The sequence below is a fragment of the Azospirillum baldaniorum genome, assembly GCF_003119195.2.
GTDB classification, from domain to species: Bacteria; Pseudomonadota; Alphaproteobacteria; order Azospirillales; family Azospirillaceae; genus Azospirillum; species Azospirillum baldaniorum.
This window is the reverse complement of record NZ_CP022262.1, coordinates 471,369-495,000: the sequence shown is the minus strand read 5'-3', so window position 1 is coordinate 495,000 and position 23,632 is coordinate 471,369. Positions and strand designations below refer to the sequence as shown.

The window sequence follows — 23,632 nt, the reverse complement described above, 5'->3', positions numbered from 1 at the left end:
GTCATCGGGCGAAACTGCTTGGTCAAGGCCTGCTCATGCTCCTGCTTCATCAGCCAGGGCAGGTTCTTGGCCTCCCAGTCGAGGTCGATGACCAGACCGGCCTTCTCCGCCCCCTTCAGCCGCTGGCGCCAGTCGCGGGCCATCGCCGCGCGCAACTCCTCCTCGCCACGGGACAGATCAAGCCAGACCGTGCGGTAGCCGGGGCCGAAGCGGCGGAAGCCGCAGCGGCGCAGCATCGCCTCGGCCTCCGGGCCGGCGGCCAGTTCGGGGAGCAGACTGGCGCGGTTCAGGGGGTTGTCGGGGCAGGCCCGGCGCAGCAGGCGGAAGACCGCCTCCTGGGTCGCCATGTCGGGCTCCACCCCATCGAGCCAGAGCGGGCCGCGGTGGATCTGGCGCTGGTGGAACAGGCGCAGCGTCCGCCGCTCCAGAAGCTGGACGATTCCAATGGACGCACCGTCCCGCCGGATCAGGCCGAGCCTCGGCACGAAGCCGTGGGTGCGGCCCATGGCGCCGGCGTAGGCGAAGCACTGCGGCAGGGTGGAACGGGGGATGCGGGCGAGGAGCGCGGCCCACTCCCCCACCGTTCCCTCGTTCCACAGGATGGTGACGGCGCCGTCGGACGAAGTCGGCATGGAGAGTGATCCGGGGTCAGGCGGGCGGCAGGGCCGAAGTGGCCTCTTCCACCTGGGCGAAGCTCGGCCGGTACTCGGGTTCCAGCACGTTTCGCGAGTATTCGACCGAGATGGCCGGTGCGTAGCCGGACAGATGAGCGATCAGACCGATCTTCATCGCCTGATAGTATTTCCCTTCGGCGTGGTAGATGTTCTTCAGGCCGCTGGCGATCGGCGCCAGGAAGCCGTAGGCGACGAGAATGCCGGTGAAGGTGCCGACCAGCGCGCCGCCGATCAGCTTGCCCAGAACCTCCGGCGGCTCGGTGATCGACCCCATGGTGTGGATCACGCCCAGCACCGCCGCCACAATGCCCAGCGCCGGCACGGCGTCGGCCACCGCCTGGATGGCGTCGGCGATCCGCTGGTGCTCGTGGTGCATGGTCTCGATGTCCTCGTCCATCAGGTCGACCAGCTCGTGCGGGTTGTCGGCCCCCAGCGACATCAGGCGCAGATAGGTGCAGAGGAAGGATATGGCGTGGTGGTCGCCGTAGAATTTTGGAAACTGCTGGAAAAGTGGTGAATCTTCCGGTTTCTCGATGTGCTGTTCGAGGGCGAGCAGCCCTTTGGTCTTCGCGATCTTGAAGACCTGATACATCATGGTGAGAAGTTCGAGGAAATCATCTTTCTTGTATTTTGGCCCTTTGAAGAGATGGCCGAGTTCCTTGCCTGTGTGTGTCACGACCGCTTTTGGATTGCCGATCAGGAACGCACCGGCGGCGGAGCCCAGGATGATCATGAACTCGAAGGGCATCCACAGCACGCCCAGGTGGCCACCACCCAGGACGTAGCCCCCGAAGACGCTGAACACCACGACGCCGAAGCCGATCATCACGAACATGTCTTCCGTCCTCCAGCGTCATTTTCCGTGCCTTGGCCGGTCCGCTCCGCGGAAGGCCGGTCAGGCGGGGGTGCTTGCGTTCTGCCGGCCCAGTGACGCAGCAATCCCTTGAGTTTTTGTAAATCTCCCGGCGTCGGACGCGATCCTAGCCGTGACAAAGGATCGTGTCACGAAAGGAGTACCCGAAAAGCGCACCGCCATGGCGGGGGGCGCAAAAGAAAAGGGACCGCCCGTGGGCGGTCCCTCTTCACACGCTCGGACGATCCGGCGCTGGCCCGATCAGCCGATCCGCCAAGTGTCCGGAGCCTCCTCCAGACGCTTGAGGAGCGCCACGCGCTGCTGCTCGATCTCGTCCGGCAGGTGGCTGCCGAAGCGGTTGAACAGCTCCTCCTGGTCCTTGGCCTCGGCCTCGGCTTCCTTCCGGTCGATGTCCATGATCTTCCGGAACTTGTCCTCGGCGAAATCGAGACCGGCCCAGTTCAGGTCCTGGTAACGCGGCATGTAGCCGAACGGGCTCTCCGCCGCATCCACCGCACGGCCGCGGACGCGGTCGACGATCCAGCGCAGGACGCGCATGTTGTCGCCGAAGCCCGGCCAGACGAACTTGCCGTTCTCGTCCTTGCGGAACCAGTTGACGCGGTAGATGCGCGGCAGGTTCTCCACCTTGCCTTCCATCGCCAGCCAATGGTTCCAGTAGTCGGCCATGTTGTAGCCGCAGAAGGGCAGCATGGCGAAGGGGTCGCGGCGGATGGCGGCCTGGCCGACGGCGGCGGCGGTCGCCTCCGAGCCCATGGTCGCCGCCCAATAGACGCCCTCGCGCCAGTTGTAGGCCTCGAACACCAGCGGGAAGGTCTTGGACAGGCGTCCGCCGAAGATGAAGGCGGAGATCGGCACGCCCGCCGGGTCTTCCCAAGCCGGATCGATCGACGGGCACTGCGCCGCCGGGGCGGTGAAGCGCGAGTTCGGGTGCGCGGCCGGACGGCCCGACGCCGGGGTCCAGTCGTTGCCCTGCCAGTCGATGAGGTGGGCCGGCGCCTCGTCGGTCAGGCCCTCCCACCACACGTCGCCGTCGTCGGTCAGAGCGACGTTGGTGAAGATGACGTTGGCGTTCAGCGTCTTCAGCGCGTTCGGGTTCGACTTGATGCTGGTGCCCGGGGCCACGCCGAAGAAGCCGGCCTCCGGGTTGATGGCGCGCAGCGTGCCGTCCGGCTGCGGCTTCACCCAGGCGATGTCGTCGCCGATGGTGCGGACCTTCCAGCCTTCGAACTCGGCCGGCGGGACCAGCATGGCGAAGTTGGTCTTGCCGCAGGCCGACGGGAAGGCGGCCGCGACGTAGGTCTTCTCGCCCTCCGGGCTTTCCACGCCGAGGATCAGCATGTGCTCGGCCAGCCAGCCCTGCTCGCGGCCCATCGAGGAGGCGATGCGCAGCGCGAAGCACTTCTTGCCGAGCAAGGCGTTGCCGCCGTAGCCCGAGCCGAAGGAGACGATCGAGTGATCGGCCGGGAAATGGACGATGTACTTGTGATCGGCGTTGCACGGCCATGCCACGTCCGGCTGACCGGGCTCCAGCGGCGCGCCGATGGAGTGCAGGCAGGGCACGAAGTCGCCGTCGCCCAGGATGTCCAGCACCTTCTGGCCCATGCGGGTCATCATGCGCATGTTGACCGCGACATAGGGGCTGTCGGAGATCTGCACGCCGATGTGGGCAATGTCGGAGCCCAGCGGCCCCATGCTGAAGGGCACCACATACATGGTGCGGCCCCGCATGCAGCCTTCGAACAGGCTGTCCAGCTTCGCCTTCATTTCCGCCGGGGCGACCCAGTTGTTGGTCGGGCCGGCATCCTCCTTGCGCTCGGAACAGATGTAGGTCCGGTCCTCGACGCGGGCGACGTCGCCCGGATCGGAACGGCAGAGGTAGGAGTTCGGGCGCTTGGCCTCGTTCAGCTTGATGAAGGTGCCCGATTCCACCATCTCGGCGCACAGGCGGTCGTATTCCTCCTGCGATCCGTCACACCAGTGCACCCGCTCGGGCTTGCACTTGTTCGCGATCTCCTCGACCCAGGCCAGGAGCTTCTTGTTCCGCGTGCGCGTTGTTCCGGTCATCCTTTGCCTCTCAACTCGTCTCCGGGTTCGCCGCCCCTGGTATCGGGGGCCGGCGCCCGAAGGTCTGGACGGCTGGCCTTTTCGGCCCTTATCGAAGCCGTCCTTGTTCGGTGGCGGTGTCGTTCCGCCGGCTCAAACCACCGCAGCCCGGCCCGCGGGCCGGACGACGGTCATCCCGACGCGCCCCCCGGGCGCGCCCGATGTCCTGATTGGCAAGAGAGGGGTGGCCCCAGGGCCACAAACCCAAAACGGCAACGGGTCGGTCCGTTATGGTCCACTGACGTTTTCTCCTGGTTGCGCTCTTTTTGCGCGCCGCTTTCCGCGGCGTCGTGGTTAGCCGTCACGATCGTCCGAATCCACTGAGCCGTCAGCCGCGCCGGGTGCGCTCCGGCGAGCCTGCCGGGCGAGGCCGGCGAGAGTGACCCTAGCGTCTTCGGGGTTTTCCACGCCGTGATCGAAATCAACCCGCGCCATTTCGCCGCTGCGGCGCAGATCGCAGCCGTCGGGGTCGATCCCGGTCATCGTCCAGGATCCGGCGCCGTCAGCGGACCGCCCGGCCAGAACCGTGGCGTACAGCCGCAAGGCGTCGGCGTGGTCGGCGTTCATGTGGCTCAGGATGGCCTTTTCGGCCTCGGCCAGCGCCATGGGAATGGCTGGCAGCATCAACTCGGCGCGGTCGAGCCACCGCACCCGGCCGAATCCGGCCACCAGATGGGCGCGCTCCACCGACACGGCGTAAAGGCTGAAATCGGCGAAGCCGGCGTAGAGCCCCGCACCGGGATGGCGCGCCAGGAAACGGGCCCGGTGGCGCGGCTCCTCCGAGCGCTCGGCCCGCCCGAGAACCGACAGCCTCGGCCCGGACAGCGGCTCCGCCAGCCCAGCGGTTCCATCGAACAGCAGGCCGACGCGCGGGTCCCGCGCGATGTTCTTCGTGTGGTCGGCAAGGGTGGAAAGAAGGAGAAGGGGCGTACCGTCCAGGTCGAAGGCCACCTGGACCAGCGAAGGATAGGGCCATCCACCCCGCCCATCATGCTGGCTGTCATCCCCGCGCAGAGCGGTGGACAGCGCCGCCAGACCGGCACCACGCATCAGGCGCCTTGCGGCGCCTCCCGTTTGGCCGCCAACGTCCGATGACGCCGCGGCACCCGACCCCGTTGGGGTCGGACGGATGGGGGACTCGTCGGAACTCATGCCCTGAAACGAATGCGTTCTCCCGCGCAGCACCGTTTCCCCGGCGCCGCATTGGTGCCATATTGGCCCAGACAAATAGGTTGGGAAAAGCGAAAAGTTGGCTTTTCATGCCTTTGCGCCGCCTCCTGGGCGTCGTGGAGCATTAGGAAAGTCCGCTTTTCGAAATAAGACGAAACCATTCTTCCGTAGTAAGCGACCGTGAGGGGCCGGTCATCCGCTGGAATTGGCCGCGGACGCCGGTCGCCGACACCGGCGGTTGCCGAAAACGGGGTGTGTGATTGGGAACGCGAACGACATGTCTCACACCGTAGCGTTGGTGGATGACGACCGGAACATCCTGACCTCCGTTGCCATGGCGCTGGAAGCGGAGGGGTTCGAGGTGCGCACCTACACCGACGGCGCCGAAGCGCTGCGCGGCCTGACCCAGCGCCCGCCGGACCTTGCCGTGCTGGACATCAAGATGCCGCGCATGGACGGGATGGAGCTGCTGCAGCGCCTGCGCCAGACCAGCCATCTGCCGGTCATCTTCCTGACCAGCAAGGACGACGAGGTCGACGAGCTGATGGGTCTGCGCATGGGCGCGGACGACTACATCAAGAAGCCCTTCTCGCAGCGCCTGCTGGTCGAGCGCATCCGCACCCTGCTGCGGCGCGAGGCGGCGACCCGCGACAAGACCGCGCCGGAACCCGGCGTGATGCTGACCCGCGGCCCGCTGGTCATGGACGGCGCCCGCCATTCCTGCACCTGGAAGGGCCAGCCCATCGACCTGACGGTGACGGAGTTCCTTCTGGTGAAGGCGCTGGCCCAGCGCCCCGGCCATGTGAAGAGCCGCGACCAGCTCATGGACGCCGCCTATGGCGAGAACGTCTATGTCGACGACCGCACCATCGACAGCCACATCAAGCGGCTCCGCAAGAAGTTCAAGGCCATTGATTCCGACTTTGCGCAGATCGAAACGCTCTATGGCGTCGGTTACCGATACAGGGAGTGAGGTCCGCGCGCCGGACCACGCCCCCTCCCCGCCCGTCAATACCGGAACCGCGCCGCGCGCCGCACCCCGGCGCCGGTTGCGCGGCGTGCCGTCGCCGCTGACCCTGCGGATTCTCGCCGTCAACGTGCTGGCGCTGCTGCTTCTGGTCGGCGCCCTGCTCTATCTCGGCCGCTACCAGGACCGGCTGGTCCAGGCGGAGCTGGACGCGCTGGAGACGGAGGCCCGCATCTTCGCCTCCGCGCTCGGCGAGGGCGCCGTGCAGCGGGCCGCCGACGAGCCGGAACTGGGCCAGGAGAGCTACGAGCTATCGCCGGAGCTGGGGCGCCAGATGATCCGCCGGCTGGCGCTGGCGACCGAGACGCACACCCGGCTCTACGGCCCGAACGGGCGGCTGCTGTCGGACAGCCGCGTGCTGACCGGCTCGCCCGGCAAGATCGAGATCCAGGAACTGCCGCTGCCGCCCTCCGGCGATCCGGCGTCCCGCGCGGTCAACGAGTTCTACGCCCGCTTCATCGACGTGGTGCCGAGCCGGGAGAACCTGCCGCTCTACCGCGACCCTCCGGGCCACGCCGCCGAGTCGGCCCCTCCGCCGCCCAATGTGGAGCGCGCGCTGGCCGGCGAGAACAGCGCGACGGTGTGGCGGCTGGCCTCGCCCGTCGCCCGCTCCAACCTGCTGCTGACGGTCGCCGTTCCGGTCCAGCGCTACAAGGAGGTGCTGGGGGCGGTGCTGCTGTCGCGCAGCGGCACGGTGATCGACGAGGCCATCCGGTCGGTGCGCACCGACATCCTGCGCGTCTTCGCGGTGGCGCTTCTCGTCACGGTCCTGCTGTCGCTCTATCTGGCCGGCACCATCGCCCGGCCCATCCGCAAGCTGGCCCAGGCCGCCGACCGGCTGCGCACCGGCCATGGGCGCCACACGGAGATCCCCGACTTCACCCGCCGCGGCGACGAGATCGGGGAGCTGTCCGGCGTGCTGCGCGACATGACGGCGGCGCTGTGGGCGCGCATGGACGCCATCGAGCGCTTCGCAGCCGACGTCGCCCACGAGATCAAGAATCCGCTGACCTCGCTGCGCAGCGCGGTCGAGACGGTCAGCCGCATCCAGGATCCGGCCCGCCGCGACAAGCTGATGGCGATCATCGCCGACGACGTGCAGCGGCTGGACCGGCTGATCAGCGACATCTCCAACGCCTCGCGCCTGGACGCCGAGCTGTCGCGCGCCGCGCTGGAGCCGGTGGACATCGGTGCGATGCTCCGCACGCTCGCCGACATCCACCGCACCACCGAGGAGGAGGAGGACGGGACGGAGGCCGCGCCGAGTGTCGTCATCGAGCCGCCGCGGGGCGGGTCGATGACCGTGAAGGGGCTGGAGGGGCGGCTGACCCAGGTCTTCCAGAACCTGATCGCCAACGCCCTGTCCTTCTCGCCGCCCGGCGGGCAGGTCCAGCTGGCCACCCGACGCACCCCGGATGGCGCCGTGGAGGTGACGGTCAGCGACGACGGCCCCGGCATTCCGGAGGGCAAGGAGGAGGCGATCTTCGAACGCTTCTACACCGAGCGGCCGGCCGGCGAGAAGTTCGGCACCCACTCCGGCCTCGGCCTGTCGATCTCCAAGCAGATCGTCGAGGCCCACGGCGGCACCATCCGGGCCGCGAACCGTCTCGGCCGCGACGGGGAGACGATCGGCGCCGTCTTCACCGTGCGCCTGCCCCGCCCTTGAGGCATTTCCACATGGCGGATGCGGCATAGTTGCAATTTGAGAAAAGACGTATGGACAAAGTCGTGGGTGCGGCGGATGCTCGATTACGGTCATTCCCGCGCCTGCGACGGCTGGCCTTTCGACAACCGGACGTCACCAACCGGAAGAGGGCCATGTCCGACATCAAGCCCGACCTCACGCCGTTCGCACCGTGCCGGACCGACGAAGCCGCCGTGGCTCCGGTCGCCCCAGCCTCGGCCAGGGTGATCGACTTCCGCCGCTATCGGCTGGCCCGCCTCATCAACGACGCCAGCGTCCAGCAGGGCGAGCTGGCCCGGATGATGCGGGCATCAGCCAACGAACGGACGCAGCTGGCGGAAGCGCTCCAGGGCGCGCAACGGCATCTGGCGACCATCGCCGACAGCTACACCCATCTGCTGACCCGGCTGGCCCGCGAGAAGGATTTCCGCACGGCCTGCCAGGAGGCTGCGGAGCTGGACGATCTGGACGAGATGATCCGCCGGCGCGACGCGCTGGCCAGCGAACTGGCGGACATCCGCCGCACCGTCCGTCCGGCCCTGCGCATCGGCTTGACCGCGGGCTGCGACCGGCCGGCCTGAGGCCGGGACTCGCGCGGCGGTCGCCGCGGCTCGGCCGGGTTATTGGCCGGGAAATGGCGGTCGCACCCGCGCATTCGAGGCGTATCGGGCGGGAAAAGGATGCATTTTCGGCATCCCATTGACAGAACCAGCGGCACGCCTCACCTTCGCGGGATCATGGTAACGATTCACGGCACCTGCGTCCTGGTCGGCACATGGAATGACGGCCATGGAAACGGCGGCAGCGGCGGCATACGGGGCGGCGGCGACCGCGGCGAAACGCCCGTCGGCGTGCTGCTGCGGGGACCGTCGGGCAGCGGCAAGTCCGATCTGGCCTTGCGGATGATCGACGCGGGGGCGCTGCTGGTTGCCGATGACCAGGTGGAACTGCGCGTCGACCGGGACAGGCTGATGGCGACGGCCCCGGCGGCGCTGGCCGGCCTGCTGGAGGTGCGGGGCGTCGGCATCATGCCCCTGCCCGCCGCCGCAGAGGCGGAGGTCGGGCTGGTCGTCGATCTGGTGCCGCGCGACGTCGTGGAGCGTCTGCCCATGGAAGAGGCCGCGGATCTTCTCGACCGGGCCGTCCCGCGCCTCGCCCTCTGCCCCTTCGACGCCTCGACTCCGGCCAAGCTCAAGCTGGCCGCCGCCGCCGCGCGGGCCGGCTCGCTGGGAAAGGTTCCGAACCTGCCATGACCGACCGCCATTCCCTGGATAACTTGCTGACGGAACGGCCAATGGGCCCGGACGGCCAACTCGTGCTGGTCACCGGCATGTCCGGAGCCGGCATGTCCGTCGCGCTGAAGGCGCTGGAGGATCTGGGCTACGAGGCGGTGGACAACCTGCGCCTCTCGCTGGTCCCGGCGCTGCTGGAGCAGGCGGACCCGCGCAAGCGGCCGCTGGCCCTGGTCATCGACAGCCGCACCCGCGATTTCTCCGCCCATGCCATGCTGGAGGAGGTCGAGGCGCTGAAGGCCCACGCCGGGTTGGAGGTGCGGCTGGTCTTCCTCGACTGTGGGGACGAGACGCTGCAGCGCCGTTTCACCGAGACGCGCCGCCGCCACCCGCTGGCCATCGATCGCCCGGTTCCGGACGGCATCCAGCTGGAACGCACCATGCTGTTGCCGCTGAAGCAGCAGGCCGATGTGACCATCGACACCACGCAATTGTCGATCCACGACCTGCGCCGCATCCTGGCCGGCAACTTCCAGATCGACAGCCAGACCGCGCTCCAGGTCTTCGTCACCTCCTTCTCGTTCCGGATGGGGTTGCCTCGCGAGGCGGACCTCGTGTTCGACGTACGCTTCCTGACAAATCCCCATTATGATCCGGATCTGCGACCGCTGACCGGCCTGGACCCCCGCGTGGCGGCGCGGGTTGAGGGAGACCCGGATTTCGCCGAATTCTTCCGTCATCTGACGGACCTGTTGCAGCCGCTTCTGCCGCGCTACAACCAGGAGGGCAAGAGTTACCTGACCATCGCGGTCGGCTGCACCGGCGGCAAGCACCGGTCGGTGTTCGTCGCCGAACGGCTGGCCGCTTGGCTGGGCGGGCTGGGGCTGAAGGTCGGGATCAGCCATCGGGAGTTGGACCGGCAGGCCCCGCGCGCCGGCTGACCGCTGGAGGTCGGCCGCCGAAGGTCGACCGGCTAGCGGGTCGGATCGATCCGGATAAGGGATCGTTCATAAGTGCCGCAATAAGAATGTGGCTTCGGGGGAGGCTCCAGAATTGAAGGATGTCCCATGATCGGTATGGTTCTGGTAACCCACGGGCGCCTCGCGGAAGAGTTCATCGCCGCGCTGGAGCATGTGGTGGGTGAGCAGCAGCAGGTGCGGGCCGTGTGCATCGGCCCAGACGACGACATGGAGCAGCGCCGCCAGGACATTCTGAACTCCGTGGCCGACGTGGACGACGGGTCCGGCGTCGTCGTGCTGACCGACATGTTCGGCGGAACCCCGTCCAACCTCGCCATCTCCATCATGGACAAGGCGAAGGTCGAGGTGATCGCCGGTGTGAACCTGCCGATGCTGATCAAGCTGGCCAGCGTGCGCCGCCAGGAAACGCTGACCCACGCCGTGACCGCCGCGCGCGAGGCCGGTCAGAAGTACATCAACGTCGCTTCCTCGCTGCTGTCGGACGGGTGACCCGATGAGTTCTCCAGACGAGAAGGCGCCCGCACAAGGCGCCCCTGGTATCGACGGACAGAATCCGGAGAGGAATCCCGAAATCTGCCAGACCGTCACGATCAGCAACCAGCGCGGCCTGCACGCCCGCGCGGCGGCGAAATTCGTGAAGCTGGTCGCCACCTTCGATGCCGAAATCGAGGTGCGGCGCGGCGAGACGCAGGTGTCGGGCGAATCCATCATGGGCCTGATGATGCTGGCCGCCGGCCCCGGCACCTCGGTGGAGCTGTACGCCTACGGCCGCGAGGCCGAGGAGGCCATGGCCGCTCTCGTGGATCTGATCACCCGCAAGTTCGATGAAGACTGACGTTCCGGCCGCCGGCCAGGGACGGTCGTTGCGCGGGTTGGGCGTTTCGCCCGGCATTGCCATCGGCCCGGCCCATGTGGTGGAGAGCGGCGCCATCCGCGTTCCCGAATACACGCTCACCGCCGATCAGGTGGAGGCCGAGGCTGCGCGCTTCGCCGACGCCTGCGGCAAGGCGCGCCGCCAGATCCGCAAGCTGAAGGCCAAGGCACTGGTGCTGCCCGGCTCGGCGTCGGAGGAGATCGGCTTCCTTCTCGACGCCCATCTGGCGATGGTCACCAACTCCCGCCTGACGCGCGGCGTCGAGCGCCGCATCCAGCAGGAGCTGGTCAACGCCGAGGCCGCGGTCCAGGCGGAAATCGCCACCATCGCCCAGACCTTCGCGAGCATGGAGGACAGCTACCTCGCCGGGCGCATCGCCGACGTGCGCGAGGTTGGACGGCGGCTGATCCGCAACCTGATGCGGCACGAGTATCAGGCCTTCTCCATGCTGAATCCCGGCGCGGTGATCCTGGCCGAGGAGCTGACCCCGGCGGACACCGCCCTGCTCGACCCGCGCCGCGTCGCCGGATTCGCCACCGTGCTCGGCGGCGCCGAGGGGCACACGGCGATCATGGCCCGCTCGCTGGGCATTCCGGCGGTGCTGGGCGTCGGCGGGCTGCTGGCCGGCCTGAAGAACGGTATCACGGTCATCGTCGACGGGGTGCAGGGGCGCGTCATCATCGACCCCACCCCCGAGGTGCTGGAGGACTACCGGCAACGCCGCGCCGAACGCGAGCGCGAGCGCGAGCAGCTGAAGGGCCTGCGCAAGTTGCCGGCGGTCACCCGCGACAACACCGCGGTGACGCTCCAGGCCAATCTGGAACTGCCGCGCGACCTCGACCACGCGCTGGAGAACGGGGCGCAAGGGATCGGGCTGCTGCGCACCGAGTTCCTGTTCATGAACCGCGACCAGCTGCCGGACGAGGACGAGCAGTACACCGTCCTGCGCTCCATCGTGGAGGGCATGGGCGGGCGCACCGTCACCGCCCGCACCATGGATGTCGGCGGGGAGAAGCTGGCCGGCTGGATGGCCGGCCGCTACGGCGAGCCGGCGAACCCGGCGCTCGGCCTGCGCGCCGTCCGGCTGGGCCTGCGCGAGCCGAAGCTCCTGGAGACACAGCTCGCCGCCATGCTGCGGGCCGGCGTCCATGGGCCCCTGCGCATCCTGCTGCCGATGATCTGCTCGGTCGCCGAGGTGCAGCGCGTGCGCGAGATGATGGGCCAGGTGGCCCGCCGCCTGCGCCGCCGCGGCGTCCCCATCGCCGACCCGCTGCCGCCGGTGGGAGTGATGGTGGAGGTGCCGGGAGCGGCGCTGTCGGCGGACGCGCTGGCCTACGCCGCCGACTTCTTCTCCATCGGCACCAACGACCTGACCCAGTACACGCTGGCCATCGACCGCGGCGACGAACAGGTCGCCTCGCTCTACGACCCGCTGCACCCGGCGGTGCTGCGCCTGATCCAGTTCACCATCGAGGCGGCGCTGCGCGCCCGCATCCCGGTGTCGGTCTGCGGCGAGATCGCCGGCGATTCGCGCTACACGGCGCTGCTGCTCGGGCTCGGCGTGCGCGACCTGTCGATGGTCCCGCCGGCCATCCCCCTGGTGAAGCGGCGCATCCGCAAGCTGGACCTTCAGGAAGCCACGCGCCGCGCCCGCGTCATTATGGACCAGAGCGACAGTGGGCGCATCGCCGCCCTGCTGGACGACTTCAACGCCGTCGGCTGAGACACCGCTCGAAGGTAAAACGGCGTCCGCGCAACTCCATCTTGGCCGCGGACGCCATTCTCACCGCCCGATCATAGGCTTCAGCCAGGGCCAAGAGATGAACAGTTCGGTGAAGTAGCCCTGGGTGAGAATGCCGCGGCCGACCTTGTGGATGCGGGCCGGAAGCGCGCCGAGTTCCCCCTTGCGGGCGATCACGAAGATGGACCGGCGGAAGCTCGCGGCCGGAAAGGGCAGAACCCGCAGGCGCCCCAGATGCTGGCGGCTTTTCACCAGCGCGGTCGGTGGAAGCAGGCTCCACCCCATCTCCTCCGCCACCATGGCCATCATCGTGTCGACGGCGTCGAACGCGAAGCTGCGCGGAATCTCCAGGCCCAGGCGGCGCAGATGCTGGTCCACCATACGGCCGAGGCTGCTGTCCGCCGTGTTGCGGATCAGCGGCAACGCCTGCGAAAGCGCGCGCAGCCCGGCCTCGTCGGCGACCTCCGGCGCGTTGCGCGGCACCAGCAGCACGAAGGGCTCGGTGACCAGCCGGGCGCTGTCCACCTGATCCATGTCGTCGAAGGACTCGTTTGTGAAGATGACATCCAGGCGCCGGGCCATGAACTGCTCCCGCAGCTGCCGGCTCAGACCCGCTGCGATGCTGAAGGAGGGCACGCCGTCGCGCAATTGCTGAAGCAGCCGCGGCATGAACGGGGCGGCCAGCGTGTCGATGCAACCGAGCCGCAGTTCCGGCACGAAAGGCGCATCCTTGCCGCCGATCACCGCCGGCAGTTGGCGGGCATCGTTCAGGATGCGCTTGCTCCAGTGCCAGAGCCGGTGACCGGCGGCGGTCAGCGCCATCGGGCGGATGCTCCGGTCGAACAGCTGGGTGGCGAAGGCGGTTTCCAGTTGACGCACCACGTGCGACACGGCCGACTGGGTCAGGCCCAGTTGACCGGCGGCTCGGGTCATGTTGCCCAGCTCCGCCACGGTCACGAACACTTCGAGGGCGTCGAGGTCAAAGTCGCGATGGCGCATGGGGCGGGCGGGCTTCGTCTTCTGGCGGTCGTGGGGCAGGTCCCGATGGAGACCCGGGCGGTGGCGCATTATGAACGCAGTTCATCCCCACCATGAAAGTCATTTCTTGACGTGACGGGGCGGAACAGTCGTGGGCAGCCTCACGGGGTCGTCATCCCTTGCGAGCGTCCCATCATGACCACCCCTCCCCTCCCCTCCATCACCGCCGGCCAGTCCACGATTCAGCCTGCGACCCAGCCCGCCGCCCGACTCATCGGCCATTGGCTGGCCGGCCTGGAGCGCGACGGCATTCCCGACGACGTGGCCGCGGCGGCCCGCGCCTGCATCATCGACACGCTGGGCGTGGCTCTGGCCGGAGTGGGCACCGACACCGCCCGCCTGGCGCGGGAGGACGCGCTGGACATCCATGCCCCCGGCCCGTCCACCCTGCTGGGAGGCGGACGCCTCAACGCCGAAGGGGCCACCTTCGCGAACACCGCCGCCGCCCATGCGCTGGATTTCGACGACAACTCCTATGCCGGATTCGTCCATGGGTCGGCCGTGGTGGTGCCGACCGCTCTGGCCGCGGTGGAGGCGGCCGGAGGCACCGGAGCCGATCTGCTGACCGCCGTGGTTGCCGGTGCGGAGGCGGAATACGCGCTGGCCATCGCCCTCGGCAACGGGGTGTATGAGGCCGGCTGGTGGACCACCGCGCTGTTCGGCGTGGTCGGCGCCGCAGCCGCGGCGGCCAAGGCCTTCAAGCTGGACGGCGACCGGGCCGCCGACGCCATTGCTTTTGCGCTCTGCGGAGCCGGCGGCATGCGGGCCTGCTTCGGCACGGGCGCCAAGCCGCTGCTGGCCGCGCAGGCCGCCGCCAACGGGCTGCGCGCGGCGCGTCTGGCCAAGCGTGGCGGGGCCGTGCCGCACGGCGTGGTGGAGGACCCGCGGGGCTTTGCCCGGCTGGTGGCGCAGGGCCGGTTCGATCCCACGGCGCTGGCGGCCCTGGGCCGGCGGTGGCACCTGCTGGACCCGGGCATCGACACCAAGGCCTATCCGGTCTGCCTCTCCTCGCACGCGGCGGCCGACGCGGTGCGCGACCTGATGATGGAACACCGGCTGGCTCCGTCGGACATCACGGCGGCGCGCTGCGTCGTACCGCCCGTGGTGGCTGCCAACCTCACCTACGACCGCCCGGCCACTCCCGGCGAAGCCCGCTTCAGCCTGCCCTTCGCGGTGGCCTGCGTGATGCTGCACGGCGACCTGACTCTGGATCACCTGACCGCGGCGACGCTGGCCGACCCGCGTCTGCGCGCGGCCATGGAGCGTGTGAGCCTGCGGCCCGATCCCGGTTGGAACGCCGATCCCGAGCGGGCCCGGCTGGCCCCGGAAGGCGCCGATGTGACGGTGGAAACCGCGACCGGACGGGTGTTCCGCCGCTTCTGCGCCTCGGCCCGCGGCACTGTCGCCCGGCCCCTGTCGGCGCAGGAACATACCGGGAAGTTCCATGACTGTGCCGGACGCGCCATGAGACCGGAGGCAGCGGCGCGGCTCCATCGGAAGTTGCTGGATATCGATACTCTGCCTCAGCTGGACGGGCTTCTGAACGGCTCGATCGGCTGACATGCGGGCCGACAGCATACGCTTGCATTCATGGTCCCTGCAAAATTCATTCATGGTGCTGGCGGGGCGTCCACAATCCAGCCTAATTTTTGAGCAAGATTGTCAGTCCAACGAACGGAATTTTACGAGCAAATTCCGGGCTTCAGCGGTGATTGAAAATCAGGCACACGGCCCACAACGCATGATTTGCCTATTATTAAGGCGCATCTTGCTCCGCCGGGCGGCATGGTCTTGGCCTTTCCGCCCATGACGGGTCTGTGAGAGCGTCGAGGCAACAGGAACCAAGGTCCACAACGGACCCCGCAAGCAGAGAGGCTTCATCATGGTGAAACGGTTGGTGGCACGGGCTGTGCTCTCGGCTTTCCTCCTCTCCGGCACGGCGCTGTCCGCGCAGGCCGCCGGCACGCTCAAGGTGGCGGTGGATTCGAACCTGAACACCCTCGACCCCGCCAAGATGAAGGGCGGCCAGGAGTATGTGGCCGCCTACCTCCTCTTCAACGGCCTGACGGCGATCGCCGCCGACATGACGCTGAAGCCGGACCTCGCCGAGCGCTGGGAGCACAGCGCCGACCTCAAGACCTGGACCTTCTTCCTGAAGAAGGGCGTGAAGTTCCACAGCGGCCGCGAGATGGACGCCGAGGACGTGCTCGCCACCATCACCCGCATCCAGGACAAGGCGACCGGCTCCACCGCCCGCGTGAATTTCGAGATCGTGGAGTCGATGAAGGCTGTGGATTCCCACACGGTGGAATTCACGCTGAAGTCCCCCTACTCCGGCTTCGCCGAGCTGTTCGGCGAGCGTCAGGCCCGCATCGTGCCGCGCGACGGCCTCGACACGCTGGCTTCCAACCCCGTCGGCACCGGCCCCTTCCAGTTCGTCTCCTTCGCGCCCGGCGACCGCATGGTGGTGAAGCGCAACCCGACCTATTTCGAGGCCGGCCTGCCGAAGCTGGACGAGGTGGTGATCCGCATCCTGCCCGAGACGGCCAGCCAAGTGGCGGCGCTGACCACGGGTGAGCTGGACCTCGCCTGGAACCTGCCGCCGGAGGCGGTGGACAAGGTCAAGGCGACGTCCAACCTGAAGGCCGAAGCCGTGCCGACCTCCACCTGGGACGGCGTCATCATGAACGGCACGACCAAGCCGTTCGACGACGTGCGCGTGCGCCGCGCCGTGGCGACGGCGCTGGACAAGCAGGCGATCACCCAGATCGCCCTGTTCGGCTACGGCACGCCGACCCATTCGCCGATCCCGCCGAGCCATCCCTACTTCAACAAGGACTTGGCCATCGCCAAGGGCGACCCGGCCGCCGCGAAGAAGATGCTGGCCGAGGCCGGCTATCCCAACGGCTTCGAGGTCACGCTCTACACCCCGGCCGGCCGCGCCACCCGCGAGCGTCTGGGCCTCGCGGTCCGCGAGTTGCTGAAGCCGGCGGGCATCACCGTCAACGTGCAGCGCGTGCCCTTCGACGTCTTCCTGAAGGACATCGAGGGCAAGGCGGGCTTCTACATCGACGGCTTCTTCAGCCGCCCGACGATCGATACCTCGGTCTACCCCTGGTACCACTCGCGCGGGTCGTGGAACGCCGCGCTGTGGAACTACTCCAACCCGGCGATGGACAAGCTGCTCGACGGCGCCCGTCAGGCGTCCAGCGAGGAGGAGGCCAAGAAGCTCTATGGCGAGGTGCAGGCGCTGGCCGTCCAGGACGCTCCCGGCGTCATCCCCTACGTCATCAACCACGTCAACGGCGTGAGCGCGCGGGTGCAGGGCTTCACCTCCCACCCGATGATGTTCCTCGACCTGCGCAACGTTTCGGTCGGCCAGTAGAGCCGTCGACGGCGTCGGGAGCGCCCGCCGCGCTCCCGACGGCCCCGGGCCAAGGGAAGCTCTCTCCATGCTCCTCTACACACTCACCCGGCTGGCCTATCTGGCGATGGTGCTGGTCGTCATGTCGATCCTCGTCTTCCTGGTGACGCAGGCCATGCCGGGCGACGTCGCGTCGATGATCGCCGGGCAGTTCGCCTCGAAGGAGGTGATCGACGCCATCACGGTCAAGCTCGGTCTCGACCAGCCCCTGATCGTGCAGTACGGCCGCTGGGCCGCCGGCATCCTGCAGGGCGATCTCGGCCGCTCGCTGGTCCTGGAGCAGCCGGTGGCACCCATCCTGATGGAGGCGCTGAGCCGGTCCCTGGTCCTGGCGGTGGTGGCCCTGGCGGTGGTGACGGTGATCGGCATCGGCGCCGGCGTCCTGGCCGCGGTGCGCCGCGGGCGCATGGCCGACCAGATGGTCTCGGGCGTGTCCTATCTCGGCATCGCCGTTCCCGACTTCTTCTGGGCCATCGTCCTGGTTCTGATCTTCGGCAGCTACCTGAAATGGTTGCCGACCGGCGGCTACGCGCCGCTCGCCGACGGCTTCGTGCCCTGGGCGTCGCATCTGGTCCTGCCGGTCGTCACGCTGGTGCTGATGCTGATCGCCCGCATCGCGCGGCTGACCCGCTCCAGCATGATCGACGTCCTGCAGACCAACTACGTGAAATACGCCCGCGCCAAGGGCCTGCCGGAGAAGGTGGTGATCGTCCGCCACGCCCTGCGCAACGCGCTGCTGCCGACCATCACCGTGCTGGCCATCGATTTCGGCCTGATCCTCGGCGGCGTCGTGGTCATCGAGACGGTCTTCTCCTTCCCCGGCATGGGCCGGCTGCTGCTGTTCGCCATCCAGCGCCACGACCTGCCGCTGATCCAGGCGACCATCCTGATCATCTCGACGGCCTACTGCCTGGCGAACCTGGCGGCCGACCTCCTCTACGCGTTCGTCAACCCGAAGATCCGCCATGGCATGGGGAACGCCTGACATGACCGCCGCGAGCCAAACCCCTGCCGCCCCGCCCCGCTCCGCTCCGAAGCGCTGGCCCACCTCGCTCGTCCTCGGGCTCGCGCTGCTGGCGCCGCTGCTGGTGGTCGCCGTGGCCGGCCCCTGGCTGGCCCCCTACCCCTACGACGAGATGAACATCATGAGCCGGCTCCAGCCGCCGGGGCCGGACTTCTGGTTCGGCACCGACGAATACGGCCGCGACGTGTTCAGCCGCACCCTCGTCGGCACGACCAACTCGCTGGTCATGGGCGTCGCGGCCACCGCCATCAGCCTGCTCGTCGGCGTGCCGCTGGGGCTGGTCGCCGGCTACGGCCGCGGCCGGACCGACGAGATCATCATGCGCTGCATGGACGTGCTGATGTCCTTCCCGCCCATCCTGCTGGGCATCCTCGTCCTGGCCGTCACGCCGCCGGCCCTGTGGAAGGCGGTCGTCGCCATCGGCATCGTCTATGTGCCGCAGGTGGTCCGCCTGACCCGCGCCATCACCCTGGAGCTGATGCAGGAGGAGTTCATCACCGCCGCCCGGCTGCGCGGCGAGAGCACCGCCTACATCCTGTTCCACGAGATCCTGCCGAACATCTGGCCGCCGCTGGCGGTCGAGTCCAGCCTGCGCGTCGTCTTCGCCATCCTGCTGGGCGCCGCCCTCAGCTTCATCGGCATGGGCGCCCAGCCGCCCTCCTCCGACTGGGGCCTGATGATCAGCGAGGCCCGGCCCTTCGTCGAGCAAGCGCCGTGGATCGCGCTGTGCCCCGGCCTCGCCATGGGCATCACCGTGATCGGCATCAACCTGCTGGGCGATGGACTGCGCGCCGTGCTGGACCCCCGCAACACGGGAGGACACTGACCCCATGACCGCTCTCGTGCCCCTTTCCGCCGCGTCTCCCGATCCGACCCCGGCCTCCGCGACCGCCGTTTCCGCCCTGCTGGAGGTGCGCAACCTCACCATCAACTACGCCAGCCCGCGCGGCACGCTGCGCGCCGCCAGCGACGTCAGCTTCGCGATCCGGCCAGGCGAGGTCATGGGGCTGGTGGGCGAGTCCGGCTCGGGCAAGAGCACCGTCGCCATGGCCATCCTCGACCTGCTGGGCGAGGCCGGGCGCATCGACGGCGGCGAGATCCTGTTCGAGGGGACCGACCTGCGCCGCCTGTCCGCCGCGCACCGCCGGAGCTTGCGCGGCGACCGCATCGCCGCGGTCTTCCAGGACCCCTTCACCTCGCTGAACCCGGCGCTGACCGTCGGGCGGCAGATCGCCGAGCCGCTGGTCCAGCACAAGGGCTTCACTCCCCGGCAGGCAGCACCGCGGGTGGAGGAGCTGCTGGCCGAGGTCGGCATCCGCGAGCCGCGGCGCATCGCGCAGTCCTACCCACACCAGCTGTCGGGCGGCATGCAGCAGCGCGTGCTGATCGCCACCGCGCTCGGCTGCGACCCCAAGCTGCTGATCCTCGACGAGCCGACGACGGCGCTCGACGTCACAGTCGAGGCGCGGATCATCGAGCTGCTCGCCGGCCTGTGCGAGAGCCACCATCTGAGCGCCCTGTTCGTCTCGCACAACCTCGGCATCGTCAACCGCATCTGCAATTCGGTCTGCGTCCTCTACGGCAGCGAGGTCGTGGAGACCGGGCGCACCCGCGACGTGCTGGCCCGGCCGGTCCATCCCTACACCAAGGGTCTGGTGGCGGCGCTGCCGCGCATCACCACCGACCGCCGGCACCGCCTGTCCTCGATCCCCGGCACGGTCAGCAAGCTGTCGGGCGCCTCCGAATCCTGCGTCTTCGCGCCCCGCTGTCCGTTCGCCGAGGAGACCTGCCGCCGCCTGCCCCAGGCGCTGCGCGGGGACGCCGCCGGCAACAGCGTGCGCTGCTGGAAGGCCGAGGCCCTGGCCGGCACCCCGTGGCCGGAAGAGTCGACCGCGTCCCGGCCGCAGGCAGCGCCGCCGGCCCGCACCGCCCCGCTGGTGCAGGTCGATGCGCTGCGTAAGGTCTTCGGCGAGCGCCGCTCGATCCTACCGTGGCTTCGCCGCGACGGCACGGTGGCGGTCGACGACGTCTCCTTCACCATCCAGCGCGGCGAGGTGCTGGGCGTGGTCGGCGAGAGCGGCAGCGGCAAGAGCACGATCGGCCGCTCTCTGCTGGCGCTGATCGAGCCGACCGCCGGCACGGTGCTGTTCGACGGCGCCGACTTCGTCAAGCAGGCCAAGGAAGGCAACCGCGACCTGCGCCGCCGCGCCCAGCTGGTCTTCCAGAATTCCGCCGCCTCGCTCAACCCGCGCAAGACGGTGGGAGCGGCCATGGAGCGCCCGCTCGTCCTCGCCGGCCGCCAGGGCGAGGCGGAGCGCCGGGAGATGATCGCGGCCCTGCTGACCCGCGTCGGCCTGCCCGCCGCCTACGCCGACCGCTACCCGCACGAGCTGAGCGGCGGCGAGCGCCAGCGCGTGAACATCGCCCGCGCCCTGGCCACCGATCCGGAGTTCGTCGTCTGCGACGAGGCGGTGTCGGCGCTCGACGTCTCGGTGCAGGCGAACATCCTCAACCTGCTGGCCGACCTGCGGGACGAGCTGGGGCTGTCCTACCTGTTCATCACCCACGACATCGCCGTGGTGTCGCACATCGCCGACCGCGTGCTGGTCGTCTACGGCGGCACCATCTGCGAGGAGGGACCGATCGGCCGGGTCCTGCGCCCGCCCTACCACCCCTACACCGAGGCGCTGCTGTCGGCGGTGCCGCGGCTGAGCGGGGCGGAGGACGGGCCGGAGCCCGAGCGCATCCTGCTGGAGGACTCCACGGCACCGCCCGGCGGCGGGGGCTGCGCCTTCCGCGGCCGCTGCCCGCGCAAGCTCGGCGCCATCTGCGACGAGCGCGCGCCGCCGGTGCAGACGGCAACCGACGGCCACCGCATCGCCTGCCACATCCCGCTGGCCGAGCTGGCGGAACGGGCGTCGGTCTTCCCCGAACTGGCGGCCCTGCACTGATCGCCCCGCACTGACCGCCTGACCCGCAGCCACCCCTTTCCGGGCGGCGTGACGGCCGGGAGCTTTTTCGGCTCCCCGGACACGCCCTCCCCATGCCCGGCGCACCCGTTCACCCAAGAGAGAACCGACCCATGACCACCCACACCCGCATCCGCAAGTTCAACACCAAGAAGACCTATCCCGAGCAGGCGCTGGACAACGACCTCTGCCAGACGGTCGTGGCCCGCGGTGCGATGGTCTTCGTGCGCGGCCAGATCGGCCAGAACCTCGACACCAGCGAGAGCGTGGCCATCGGCGACGCCGCCGGCCAGACCGAGCAGGCCATGAGCAACATCAAGATGCTGCTGGACGAGGCCGGCGCGAAGATGGAGCACATCTGCAAGATCACCGTCTACATCACCGACCCGCGCTACCGCGAGCCGGTCTACCGCACCATCGGCAAGTGGCTGAAGGGCGTCCATCCCGTCTCCACCGGCATCGTCGTCAGCGCCCTGGCGCGGCCGGAGTGGGTGGTCGAGGTCGACGCCATCGCCGTGATCCCCGACGCCCCCTGATCCCTTCCCGCATCCCACAGAAGAAACCTGGAACGCCCGCCATGAGCAGCACCCTGACCAACCCGCCGCGCCGCGAACTGCAGAGCTTCCTCGACTTCCCCATCTGCACGGATCTCGACCAGCTCGACGGCCACATCGGCATCCTCGGCATCCCCTACGGCGATCCCTACTCGATCGACGAGGTGACCAACGACCAGACCAACGCCCCGACCTGGGTCCGCCGCTACACCGAGCGGGCGCTGCGCCAGCTGGAGCGCTGGGACTTCGACATCGGCGGTCCGCTGCTCGGCGGGAAGGACATCAAGGTCGTGGACTGCGGCGACGTGAAGGCGAACCCGCGCGACCTCGACCTGCATTACCGCAACGCCGAGGCGGTGGTGCGGGCGATGCTCGCCAAGGGCATGCTCCCCATCATCATCGGCGGTGACCACGGCATCCCGATCCCGGTGCTGCGCGCCTACGACGACCAGGGCCCGATCACGCTCGTGCACATCGACGCGCACCTCGACTGGCGCGACCATGTGAACGGCGCCCGCGGCGGCTATTCCAGCCCGATCCGCCGCGCCGCGGAGATGGACCATGTCGGCCAGATCTTCCAGATCGGCCTGCGCTCCGCCGGCAGCGCCCGGCCGGAGGAGGTCGAAGCGGCCCAGGCCTACGGCGCCGTGCTGATCCCCGACGTGGAGTTGCAGGACGTCGGCATGAAGGCGGTGCTCGACCGCATTCCCGACGGCGGGCGCTACTACCTGACCATCGACGCCGACGGCATGGACCCGACCATCATGCCGGCCGTCAACGGCCCGGCGCCGGGCGGCGTGACCTATCCCCAGATCCGCACGCTGATCCACGGTCTGGTGAAGAAGGGCCGCGTGGTCGGCATGGACATCGTGGAGATCACGCCCAAGAAGGACGTGAACGGCATCACCGCCATCACCGCCGGCCGCATCATCTGCAACCTGATCGGCAAGACCATCCAGGCCGGCTACTTCGACGCCAAGTGAACGGACCGGCCTGACCGAGGAACGGGGGAGGCCGGCCGCCGGCCGCCTCCGTCCCGACGGCACCGCCGGCTTGTGAAAGCCAGGGCTGAAAGACCAAGGAAGAAGGACCATGACCGCCATGGGTGCGACGCTGGACATTCTGGAGCGGCTGGTGGCCTTTCCCACGGTCAGCCGCGACAGCAACCTCGACCTCATTCTCTGGGCGAAGGAGCGGCTTGAGGCGGCCGGCGCCACCACGCGGCTGGTGCCGAGCGAGGACGGGCGCAAGGCCAATCTCTTCGCCAGCGTCGGCCCGGCCGACCGTCCGGGTGTCCTGCTGTCCGGCCACACCGATGTGGTTCCGGTGGACGGGCAGGCCTGGACCAGCGACCCCTTCCGCCTGACCCGCCGGGCCGGGAATCTCTATGGGCGGGGAACCGCCGACATGAAGGGCTTCGTCGCCGCCGCGATGGCCCTGGCCCAGCGGGCCTCCGGGCGGACGCTCAGCCAGCCCCTTCATCTTGCGCTGTCCTACGACGAGGAAGTCGGCTGCCTGGGCGTGCGCCGCCTGATCGACATGATGGCCGCCCTGCCGGTCCGCCCGCGCTTCTGCATCGTCGGTGAACCCACCCTGATGCAGGTGGTCACGGCCCACAAGGGCAAGACGGCGCTGCGCATCGACTGCCGCGGGGTCGAATGCCATTCCAGCTTGGCGCCGCAAGGGATGAACGCCATTCATATGGCCTGCGACATGCTTACGGGACTGCGCCGGCTGCAGGAGCGGGTGCAGACCGAAGGCTCGCGCGACGCCGATTACGACGTGCCGTGGACCACCATCCACGCCGGTGTCATCCAGGGCGGCAGCGCGCTGAACATCGTGCCCAACCATTGCCGCCTCGATATGGAAATCCGCCACCTGCCGCAGGACCCGGTGGAGCCTCTGCTCGACGCGGTGCGGGCGGAGGCGGCGGCCATCGAAACGCGCGCGCGAAGCGCCTTTCCCGCCGCCGCCGTCGAGATCGCCGAATTGTCCAGCTATCCGTCGCTCGACACCGACGGGGACTCGGAGGTGGTGTCCTTTGTCAAGGCGCTCACCGGAGGAAACAGCCTGGGCAAGATTTCCTTCGGCACCGAAGGCGGCCTGTTCCAGCAGCGCTTGTCGCTTCCCACCGTCGTCTGCGGCCCCGGCAGCATCGGCGAGGCCCACAAGCCGGACGAGTTCATCGCGGAGGAGCAGCTGGCGGCTTGCGACCGCATGCTGGATCTTCTGCTGACCCGCCTGGCCTGACGAGCCGACGTTTT

Annotated in this window: 21 protein-coding genes (1 of these 21 running past the window's edge); 16 read left to right on the top strand and 5 right to left on the bottom strand. The window is 68.9% G+C overall.

The genetic code is table 11. The features are described from left to right. The 4 genes from Sp245p_RS33685 to Sp245p_RS33670 form a co-directional block, all read right to left on the bottom strand. Positions 1-632, bottom strand: partial view of a peptidoglycan bridge formation glycyltransferase FemA/FemB family protein gene (locus Sp245p_RS33685; protein ID WP_014199787.1) — the 5' portion only. 355 nt of this gene lie to the left of the window's left edge; the window shows 632 of its 987 coding nt (coding positions 1-632); the start codon lies at positions 630-632; the stop codon falls past the left edge of the window. Positions 633-648: 16 nt separating this feature from the next. After that, positions 649-1,509 carry a flagellar motor stator protein MotA gene (motA, locus tag Sp245p_RS33680; RefSeq protein ID WP_014199786.1) on the bottom strand — a complete coding sequence of 287 codons (861 nt, stop codon included), beginning with the start codon at positions 1,507-1,509 and terminating at the stop codon, positions 649-651. A gap of 279 nt (positions 1,510-1,788) precedes the next feature. Continuing rightward, entirely contained in the window at positions 1,789-3,612 is a 1,824-nt protein-coding gene (locus Sp245p_RS33675) for a phosphoenolpyruvate carboxykinase (GTP) (protein ID WP_014199785.1), read from the bottom strand. 333 nt (positions 3,613-3,945) lie between these two features. Continuing rightward, positions 3,946-4,701, bottom strand: coding sequence for a HugZ family pyridoxamine 5'-phosphate oxidase (locus Sp245p_RS33670; RefSeq protein WP_014199783.1), 756 nt, complete (start codon positions 4,699-4,701; stop codon positions 3,946-3,948). Positions 4,702-5,098: 397 nt separating this feature from the next. Between Sp245p_RS33670 and Sp245p_RS33665 the strand changes: the two genes are divergently transcribed. The 8 genes from Sp245p_RS33665 to ptsP all read left to right on the top strand — a co-directional run bounded on the left by Sp245p_RS33665 (position 5,099) and on the right by ptsP (position 12,341). Beyond that, positions 5,099-5,794: a response regulator transcription factor gene (locus Sp245p_RS33665; protein ID WP_014199781.1), complete on the top strand. Its 696-nt coding sequence runs from the start codon at positions 5,099-5,101 to the stop codon at positions 5,792-5,794. After that, positions 5,766-7,514: a stimulus-sensing domain-containing protein gene (locus tag Sp245p_RS33660; RefSeq protein WP_014199780.1), complete on the top strand. Its 1,749-nt coding sequence runs from the start codon at positions 5,766-5,768 to the stop codon at positions 7,512-7,514. The genes Sp245p_RS33665 and Sp245p_RS33660 overlap by 29 nt, the downstream gene beginning before the upstream one ends. 152 nt (positions 7,515-7,666) lie before the next feature. Next, positions 7,667-8,113 (top strand): hypothetical protein, encoded by a 447-nt coding sequence (locus Sp245p_RS33655; protein ID WP_014199779.1) that lies wholly within the window; start codon positions 7,667-7,669, stop codon positions 8,111-8,113. Between the two features lie 156 nt (positions 8,114-8,269). Beyond that, the gene (locus tag Sp245p_RS33650; protein WP_014199778.1) at positions 8,270-8,785 is read left to right on the top strand and encodes an HPr kinase/phosphorylase; all 516 of its coding nucleotides are present in this window, start codon (positions 8,270-8,272) and stop codon (positions 8,783-8,785) included. A 41-nt stretch (positions 8,786-8,826) separates the two neighbouring features. Next, positions 8,827-9,705, top strand: coding sequence for an RNase adapter RapZ (rapZ, locus tag Sp245p_RS33645; protein WP_244439564.1), 879 nt, complete (start codon positions 8,827-8,829; stop codon positions 9,703-9,705). Between the two features lie 126 nt (positions 9,706-9,831). Next, positions 9,832-10,233 (top strand): PTS sugar transporter subunit IIA, encoded by a 402-nt coding sequence (locus tag Sp245p_RS33640; protein WP_014199776.1) that lies wholly within the window; start codon positions 9,832-9,834, stop codon positions 10,231-10,233. 4 nt (positions 10,234-10,237) lie between these two features. Continuing rightward, positions 10,238-10,579, top strand: a complete 342-nt coding sequence (locus Sp245p_RS33635; RefSeq protein ID WP_014199774.1) for an HPr family phosphocarrier protein — start codon at positions 10,238-10,240, stop codon at positions 10,577-10,579. After that, the gene (gene ptsP / locus Sp245p_RS33630; protein ID WP_014199773.1) at positions 10,569-12,341 is read left to right on the top strand and encodes a phosphoenolpyruvate--protein phosphotransferase; all 1,773 of its coding nucleotides are present in this window, start codon (positions 10,569-10,571) and stop codon (positions 12,339-12,341) included. The genes Sp245p_RS33635 and ptsP overlap by 11 nt, the downstream gene beginning before the upstream one ends. Before the next feature lie 60 nt (positions 12,342-12,401). Here the strand turns inward: ptsP and Sp245p_RS33625 are convergent, their stop codons facing one another. Continuing rightward, complete coding sequence (locus Sp245p_RS33625; protein ID WP_158310467.1) at positions 12,402-13,358, bottom strand: LysR family transcriptional regulator; 957 nt, start codon at positions 13,356-13,358, stop codon at positions 12,402-12,404. A 174-nt stretch (positions 13,359-13,532) separates the two neighbouring features. Between Sp245p_RS33625 and Sp245p_RS33620 the strand changes: the two genes are divergently transcribed. From Sp245p_RS33620 to argE, 8 genes are all read left to right on the top strand, one after another. Continuing rightward, entirely contained in the window at positions 13,533-14,957 is a 1,425-nt protein-coding gene (locus Sp245p_RS33620; protein ID WP_014199770.1) for an MmgE/PrpD family protein, read from the top strand. A 322-nt stretch (positions 14,958-15,279) separates the two neighbouring features. Beyond that, entirely contained in the window at positions 15,280-16,782 is a 1,503-nt protein-coding gene (locus Sp245p_RS33615) for an ABC transporter substrate-binding protein (protein ID WP_014199769.1), read from the top strand. 67 nt (positions 16,783-16,849) lie between these two features. Continuing rightward, entirely contained in the window at positions 16,850-17,806 is a 957-nt protein-coding gene (locus tag Sp245p_RS33610) for an ABC transporter permease (RefSeq protein ID WP_014199768.1), read from the top strand. A 1-nt stretch (position 17,807) separates the two neighbouring features. Beyond that, positions 17,808-18,671, top strand: a complete 864-nt coding sequence (locus Sp245p_RS33605; protein ID WP_109139304.1) for an ABC transporter permease — start codon at positions 17,808-17,810, stop codon at positions 18,669-18,671. Positions 18,672-18,675: 4 nt separating this feature from the next. After that, complete coding sequence (locus tag Sp245p_RS33600; RefSeq protein ID WP_052584556.1) at positions 18,676-20,796, top strand: dipeptide ABC transporter ATP-binding protein; 2,121 nt, start codon at positions 18,676-18,678, stop codon at positions 20,794-20,796. A gap of 131 nt (positions 20,797-20,927) precedes the next feature. Next, a complete protein-coding gene (locus Sp245p_RS33595) occupies positions 20,928-21,350 on the top strand; it encodes a RidA family protein (RefSeq protein WP_014199765.1) in 423 nt (140 codons plus the stop codon). Positions 21,351-21,391: 41 nt separating this feature from the next. Beyond that, entirely contained in the window at positions 21,392-22,351 is a 960-nt protein-coding gene (locus Sp245p_RS33590) for an agmatinase (RefSeq protein WP_014199764.1), read from the top strand. Positions 22,352-22,460: 109 nt separating this feature from the next. Continuing rightward, positions 22,461-23,618, top strand: coding sequence for an acetylornithine deacetylase (gene argE, locus Sp245p_RS33585; protein ID WP_014199763.1), 1,158 nt, complete (start codon positions 22,461-22,463; stop codon positions 23,616-23,618). The last annotated feature ends 14 nt before the right edge of the window (positions 23,619-23,632 follow it).